The organism is Nocardia sp. NPDC058705, assembly GCF_042749305.1.
Taxonomy (GTDB): Bacteria; Actinomycetota; Actinomycetes; order Mycobacteriales; family Mycobacteriaceae; genus Nocardia.
On the sequence record NZ_JBHYRN010000003.1, the window covers coordinates 398,219 to 405,416 of the forward strand.

Consider the following 7,198-nt stretch of genomic DNA (forward strand, 5'->3'; position numbering starts at 1 on the left):
AGGGAGGGCATTCGACCTGCACGAGCTCTTGATTATGTCAGTGACTGTCGTTAATGTTCGGTCCATGTTCGTGGCGCACCTCACATCGCCCGAGGCAGGTGCGCGCGCCGCCGCGGGAGTGATCCTGGTCATCCCGCTCGGTGCCACCGAGCAGCACGGCCCGCATCTGCCGCTCTCCACAGACAGCGACATTGCGTCGGCGGTGTGCCTGCGGGCCGCGGCCGAGCGTTCCGATGTGCTCATCGCGCCTGCCGTTCCCTATGGGGCCAGCGGCGAGCACGCGGGGTTCGCGGGCACCCTGTCGATCGGGCAGGCAGCGCTGGAACTGCTCGTCGTCGAACTGTGCCGCTCCGCGACCGACACCTTCTCGCGGATCGTGCTGGTCAACGGGCACGGCGGAAATGTGGAAACACTGCGCCGCGCGGTCGCGTTGCTGCGGTCGGAATCGCGCGACGTGCGCTTGTTCTCGCCCGGCTACGGCGGTGACCCGCACGCCGGACGCACCGAATCCTCGATCCAGCTCGCACTGTGCCCAGACCTGGTGCGCACCGAACTGGCCGAACCGGGAGATACCCGCCCGCTCGCCGAACTGCTGCCGCTGCTGCGCGCGGGCGGCGTGCGTGCGGCCAGCCCCAATGGAATCCTCGGCGACCCCACCGGAGCGAGCGCCGACGAAGGCGCCGTCCTGTTACGGGCCGCCACCACCGCATTACTGGCAGACCTGCGCCGATGGTGGCCGCAGGATCATGAGGAAGGACCCCGATGAATCCCTGGTTCGAGACCGTTGCCGAGGCGCAACGGCGCGCCCGCAAGCGCCTGCCGAAGTCGGTGTACGGCGCGCTGATCGCGGGTTCGGAACGCGGACAGACCATCGAAGACAACCAGACCGCGTTCACCGAACTCGGCTTCGCCCCACACTGCGCTGGCGCGATCGGCGACCGCGATCAGTCGACAACTGTGCTCGGGCAACCGGTTTCGATGCCGGTGCTGATCTCGCCGACCGGCGTCCAGGCCGTACACCCCGACGGTGAAGTCGCCGTCGCCAGGGCCGCCGCCGCGCGCGGAATCGCCATGGGGCTCAGCTCTTTCGCGAGTAAGCCGATCGAAGAAGTGATCGCGGCCAACCCGCAGACCATGTTCCAGCTGTACTGGTGCGGCAACAAGGACCAGATCCTCGAGCGGATGGCCAGGGCGAAGCAGGCCGGCGCGGTGGGCCTGATTCTCACCCTCGACTGGTCGTTCTCGCACGGCCGCGACTGGGGCAGCCCGGTCATCCCGGAATCGCTGAACCTGCGCACGATGATGAAATTCGCGCCGCAGACCCTTGCCCGCCCACGCTGGCTCGCGACCTACCTGCGATCGGGCTCCATCCCCGACCTCACCGCGCCCAATATGGCCGTCGGCGGCGGCGCGGCGCCCGGGTTCTTCGGCGCCTACGGCGAATGGATGCAGACCCCGGCACCCGACTGGGACGACGTCGCCTGGATCTGCGCGCAGTGGGACGGCCCGGTCCTGCTCAAGGGCGTGATGCGGGTCGACGACGCCCTGCGCGCCGTCGACGCGGGCGTCGCGGGCATCTCGGTGTCCAACCACGGCGGCAACAACCTCGACGGCACCCCCGCCGCCATCCGCGCGCTGCCGGTGCTCGCCGACGCGGTCGGCGACCAGATCGAGGTGCTCCTCGACGGCGGTATCCGGCGCGGCAGCGATGTCGTGAAAGCCGTGGCGCTCGGTGCGCGCGCGGTACTGATCGGGCGCGCCTACCTCTGGGGTCTGGCGGCCAACGGCCAGGCCGGCGTCGAGAACGTCCTCGACATCCTGCGCGGCGGCATCGATTCCGCGCTCCTCGGTCTGCGCAAGACCTCGATCACCGACCTGACCCGCGACGACATCGTCATCCCCGCCGGATTCGAACGTGCGTTAGGGGTGGGTGCGGGGCAAAACCATTCCGGCAAGCGGGATTTCACGAACGACGCAACGGTGGCCAGCGGTGCCGCGGCTGGTTAGGATCGGCGGTTTGTCATCGCCGCCTGAGGGGGAAATTCGTGAGTGTCGTTCCAGAAATCGAGGGTTCGCGTAGTCGAATCATGATGTCGCGCAGCGTGTCCTATACGCTGCCCGCCGTGGTCGCGGTGGCACTGGTCTCGGCCGGATGTAGCAGCACCGCCACACCGAAACCCGCACCCCGCGCGGCATCGACCACCCTCACGACGACCTCCAAACCCCCGACGACGACCGCCCGGTCGACCACGACGACCTCGGCCGCCGCCAAACCGGCGTCTGTCGCGGTCTGCGTGGACAAGACGACCAACGTGCGGGTGGCCGACGACAAGTGCGACACCGCCGACACCAAGTACACCCGTTTCTGGTATCAGCACACCGACACCTTCGTGTACCCGGCGATCGGTGTCGCCGTCGCCCTCGCGGCGGGCAGTTTCCTGCGCCCGAGCAGCGGCGACGTCTTCGACCGTGGCGCCCCTACCAAGGGCGGCACGGTCGTTCGCGCGGGTCTGGGCAAGTCCCGCCCCGACTCCTCCGGCGGCGGCAGCGCCGGCTCCTAATCCTCGCCGGGCGCGATGGTTTGCAGGCGGGCGACCGGGTCGCCCGCCTTCGCGCTGCGATGGTGATCGATGAGCACGTCGTAGATCTCGGCCAGGGTCGCGAGCTGGTCGCGATCGAGCACGTCGATCATGTGCCTGCGCACACTGCGCACATGGGCGGGCGCGGCCGTGGTGAGCAGTTGCCCGCCGGTCGGGGTCAGCTTGGCCACGGTGCGACGCTGGTCGTGCGGCATCGTCTCGCGCGAGACCAGACCGCGTTTCTGCATGCGGGTGATCTGGTGCGAGAGCCGACTCTGCGACCATTCCAGGGCGCAGGCCAGATCGGCGAAGGTGAGCCGCTGACCCGGCGCGTCGGCCAGGTGCACCAGGACGGAATATTCGATGTAGCTCAGGTTGGCTGCCCGGCCGGCATCGCGCCCGATCGCCGCGGCGATCAGGTCGCGGGTGCGGACATAGCCCAGCCAGGCACGCATTTCGACATCATCGAGCCACTGTGGATCGGTCACGATCGAGCTCCAGATTCTGAAGGTGCAGGCTTCGGATTGAACGGTGCACGCCCTCCACCGCCCGGAGAATGGGTAGCACCGTTTGTGTTGAACGTGCAACCTCGACAATGGTTGATCTAGGCGTTTTCCCCGTACGATCGCGAAGATAGGGTTGCCTTACATCAGGCTCAGTGTGCAGGGGTCGATAGGCTTCGGATCGCTTTGTGACCAGCCCTGCCTGGTGCTCCGCAGTGTTGCGGTGCCCGCCCTGTCCGAAGGAGTGCGTTCCGTGACCGCCCCGGAGTTCCGCTATTCCGATCTGCTTCCGATCGGCGCCGACGACACGCCCTACCGCCTGCTCACCAGCGAGGGGGTCAGCACCTTCGAGCACAACGGGCGCACCTTCCTGCAGGTCGAGCCCGAGGCGCTGCGGCTGCTGACCGAGACGGCGATCCACGACATCAGCCACTACCTGCGCCCCGCGCACCTGCGGCAACTGCGCAAGATCATCGACGACCCCGAGTCCTCGGGCAACGACCGCTTCGTCGCGCTGGACCTGCTCAAGAACCTCAACATCTCCGCCGGTGGCGTGCTGCCGATGTGCCAGGACACCGGCACCGCGATCGTGATGGGCAAGAAGAGCGAGGGCGTGCTCACCGGTGTCGACGACGCCGAATGGCTCAGCCGCGGCATCTTCGACGCCTACACCAAGCTGAACCTGCGCTACTCCCAGCTCGCCCCGATCACCATGTGGGACGAGAAGAACACCGGCACCAACCTGCCCGCCCAGATCGAGCTGTACTCGACCGAGGGCGACGCCGACAATCCGGTGTACAAGTTCCTGTTCATGGCCAAGGGTGGCGGTTCGGCCAACAAGTCGTTCCTGTATCAGGAGACCAAAGCCGTCCTGAACCCCGAGCGCATGCTCGAGTTCCTCGACGAGAAGATCCGCTCGCTCGGCACCGCGGCCTGCCCGCCGTACCACCTCGCCGTGGTCATCGGCGGCACCAGCGCCGAATTCGCTTTGAAGACAGCGAAATACGCGTCCGCGCACTACCTCGACAACCTGCCCACCGAGGGCTCGATCACCGGTCACGCGTTCCGTGACGTCGAGCTCGAGGAAGAGGTCTTCCAGCTCACCCGTGAGTTCGGCATCGGGGCGCAGTTCGGCGGCAAGTACTTCTGCCACGACGTGCGCGTGGTCCGTCTGCCCCGCCACGGCGCGTCCTGCCCCGTCGCGATCGCCGTGTCCTGCTCGGCCGACCGCCAGGCGCTGGCCAAGATCACCAAGGACGGCATCTTCCTGGAGCAGCTGGAAACCGAACCGGCCCAGTACCTTCCGGAGCAGACCGCCGACATCCTCGGCGGCGACGTGGTCAAGATCGATCTCAACCGCCCGATGGACGAGATCCGCGCCGAGTTGTCGAAATACCCGGTGAAGACCCGTCTTTCGCTGACCGGCCCCCTGGTCGTGGCTCGCGATATCGCCCACGCCAAGATCAAGGAACGTCTCGACGCGGGCGAGCCGATGCCGCAGTACCTGCGCGACATGGCCGTCTACTACGCCGGTCCGGCGAAGACTCCCGAGGGCTACGCGTCGGGCTCCTTCGGCCCCACCACCGCGGGTCGCATGGACTCCTACGTCGACCAGTTCCAGGCTGCGGGCGGCTCGATGGTCATGCTCGCCAAGGGCAACCGTTCCGCTCAGGTCACCAAGGCCTGCAACGAACACGGCGGCTTCTACCTCGGCTCCATCGGCGGTCCCGCCGCCCGCCTCGCGCTGGACTGCATCAAGAACGTCGAGGTGCTGGAATACCCCGAACTCGGCATGGAAGCGGTCTGGAAGATCGACGTCGAGGACTTCCCGGCGTTCATCGTCGTTGACGACAAGGGCAACGACTTCTTCGCCGAGACGTCCAAGCCCCTCGCCCTGCGCGTGCGCACCCGTTCCAAGGAACGCGTGTAATCTTCGCTCCGATACCCCGGTGTCCGCTTCGGCGGGTGCCGGGGTTTCGTGTGTTTTCCGGGCCCGGCGGCCATCGCCGCGGCGGTGTAGTGTGACCCACGGCATACGGTGTACAGAGCGGGACGGGGGTGCGGAGTGGCCGGCGGTGGAGTTCCAGGCGGACGGGCTGCGCGAAGCGCGAAGGTGGGCCAGTACATCGCGGGACAGGCCGCGCGCAACGTCGGGCGCCGACTGTCGATGATGGGTCGCACCGCCGAGGCCCGCGAGGTGCTGGCCGAGCGGTCGGCCATGATGAAGGCCCAGCAGATCGTCGCGGTGCTGGGGAGCATGAAGGGCTCGGCGATGAAGCTCGGGCAGATGGGCTCGGTGCTCGATCTCGATTTCGTGCCCGAAGCGCACCGCGAGCAGTTCCGGGCCCAGCTCGCGGCGCTGCAGGACCGGGCGCCCGCGATGCCGTTCGCGACGATGCGGCAGGTGATCGAGGACGATCTCGGCCCCTTGGCGCGGAGTTTCGCCGAGTTCGGCGAAACGTCGATCGCGGCGGCGTCGATCGGTCAGGTGCACCGGGCGCGACTGCACGACGGGCGTGTGGTCGCGGTCAAGGTGAAGTACCCCGGGGTGGAGCGTGCCGTGCACGCCGACATCAGCAATCTCGAATTCCTCGGCAAGATGGGCAAAACCATGCTGCCGAGCCTGGCCGACACCGGCGTGCTGGAAGAGGTCGCCGACAATCTGCGCAGCGAACTCGACTACGAGCGCGAAGCCAGAACCCAGCATCGGGTCGCGCAGCGCTATCGCGGGCACCCCTTCATCACCGTGCCCGACAGCATCGAGGAATTCTGCACACACAATGTGCTCGTCACCGAATTCGTTGAGGGACACCCGTTCTCGCACATGAAGACGCTGCCCGCCGCCGACCGTGACCATTACGGCGAGCTGATCTACCGGTTCTATATCGCCGGCCTGTTCGCCGACAACGAGTTCTGTGGCGACCCGCATCCGGGCAATGTGCTCCTGGCCGCCGACGGCAAACTCGCCTTCGTCGACTTCGGCCTCTACAAGGAGATGGATCCGGCGCACGTCGACTTCGAGCGCTACGTCCTGCGGGCCGCGGCGGAGGGGCGGGGCGAGGACCTGTTCGACGCGTGGGTGGGGCGCGGGATCATCGACCCCGATTCCCAGGTCACCGCGCAGGAGAGCCTGGCCTACGTCTGGGCCGCCACCGGCTGGCACCTGCTCGACGAGAAGGTCACCATCACCCCCGAATTGGCCACCGGCGCACTGCTTCTCGCCGTCGACCCGCGGTCCTCGGACTTCCAGGGCATGCACAAACAGATGCTGCCCCCCGAGCACGTGTTCTCGCGTCGCGCCGACCTGTTCACCTTCGCCACCCTCGGCCAGCTGCGCGCCACCGCCAACTGGCACGAACTCGCCCGCGAATGGCTCTACGACGAGCCGGCCCGGACCGAGACCGGCCGGGCGATCGAGCAGTGGCGGCGCGATCGGGGAGATCAACCCGCTCGATAGGATCGCTCCATGAACACTGTGCTCGGCCGTACGGCCGACCGGATCCTGATCACGATCGCCGCCGCGACGGCCCTCGGCCTCGGCACCGCCCACGCCGACACCCTCGAGCAGTTCCAGTCGGCCGCGGGCACCGAGGGCCTCGCCCCACCCCTGGCCGCCGCCTACACCCTCGCCGAACAACAGGCCCACGCCGAGGGTGTCCCCCTGTCGATCACCTCCGGTCACCGCACCTACGAGCAGCAGCAATGGCTCTGGCAAGACGGCCTCGCCACCTACGGCACCCCCGACGAAGCCCGCCGCTGGGTCCTCCCACCCGAAGAGTCCACCCACGTCTCCGGCCACGCCATCGACGTCGGCCCCCAAGAGGGTGCCATGTGGCTCGAGGCCAACGGCAACCGCTGGGGCCTCTGCCGCACCTTCGACAACGAGTGGTGGCACTTCGAGTTGGCCACCGCACCCGGCGCACCGTGCCCGCCCACGGTGCCGGACGCGAGCCACCGCTAGAGCTCGATCCGGTCGACGAGGACAGTTCGCGACTGACGTGGCAGTGCACCTGAGTGCACAGCCACGGGTGAGGTCCGCGCCGCGCGGGGGCGAATTTGGGGCTGTCGGCGGCGTGGGCGGCGGGGGGTTACATAGCGACGGAGTTGGTTGCGGGA

7 protein-coding genes are annotated in these 7,198 nt (G+C 67.8%); 6 read left to right on the forward strand and 1 reads right to left on the reverse strand.

Going from position 1 to position 7,198, the window contains the following annotated elements:
* Positions 1-64 precede the first annotated feature (64 nt).
* Genes mftE through ACFW6D_RS07310 form a run of 3 tightly spaced genes read left to right on the forward strand, consistent with a single transcriptional unit; the run spans position 65 to position 2,561 of the window.
* Positions 65-766, forward strand: coding sequence for a mycofactocin biosynthesis peptidyl-dipeptidase MftE (gene mftE / locus ACFW6D_RS07300; RefSeq protein WP_379325677.1), 702 nt, complete (start codon positions 65-67; stop codon positions 764-766).
* Positions 763-2,007: a pre-mycofactocin synthase MftD gene (mftD, locus tag ACFW6D_RS07305; protein WP_379325679.1), complete on the forward strand. Its 1,245-nt coding sequence runs from the start codon at positions 763-765 to the stop codon at positions 2,005-2,007. The genes mftE and mftD overlap by 4 nt, the downstream gene beginning before the upstream one ends.
* A 38-nt stretch (positions 2,008-2,045) precedes the next feature.
* Complete coding sequence (locus ACFW6D_RS07310) at positions 2,046-2,561, forward strand: hypothetical protein (protein ID WP_379325681.1); 516 nt, start codon at positions 2,046-2,048, stop codon at positions 2,559-2,561.
* On the opposite strand, the gene ACFW6D_RS07315 is transcribed toward ACFW6D_RS07310, so the two are convergent.
* Positions 2,558-3,067, reverse strand: a complete 510-nt coding sequence (locus ACFW6D_RS07315) for a MarR family winged helix-turn-helix transcriptional regulator (RefSeq protein ID WP_379325683.1) — start codon at positions 3,065-3,067, stop codon at positions 2,558-2,560. The genes ACFW6D_RS07310 and ACFW6D_RS07315 overlap by 4 nt on opposite strands.
* Positions 3,068-3,335: 268 nt before the next feature.
* Between ACFW6D_RS07315 and ACFW6D_RS07320 the strand changes: the two genes are divergently transcribed.
* The 3 genes from ACFW6D_RS07320 (at position 3,336) to ACFW6D_RS07330 (ending at position 7,043) form a co-directional block, all read left to right on the forward strand.
* On the forward strand, positions 3,336-5,012 hold the full coding sequence (locus ACFW6D_RS07320; RefSeq protein WP_379230647.1) for a fumarate hydratase: 1,677 nt from the start codon (positions 3,336-3,338) through the stop codon (positions 5,010-5,012).
* 135 nt (positions 5,013-5,147) lie between these two features.
* On the forward strand, positions 5,148-6,539 hold the full coding sequence (locus ACFW6D_RS07325) for an ABC1 kinase family protein (protein ID WP_379325685.1): 1,392 nt from the start codon (positions 5,148-5,150) through the stop codon (positions 6,537-6,539).
* A 9-nt stretch (positions 6,540-6,548) separates the two neighbouring features.
* Complete coding sequence (locus ACFW6D_RS07330) at positions 6,549-7,043, forward strand: M15 family metallopeptidase (protein WP_379325687.1); 495 nt, start codon at positions 6,549-6,551, stop codon at positions 7,041-7,043.
* The last annotated feature ends 155 nt before the right edge of the window (positions 7,044-7,198 follow it).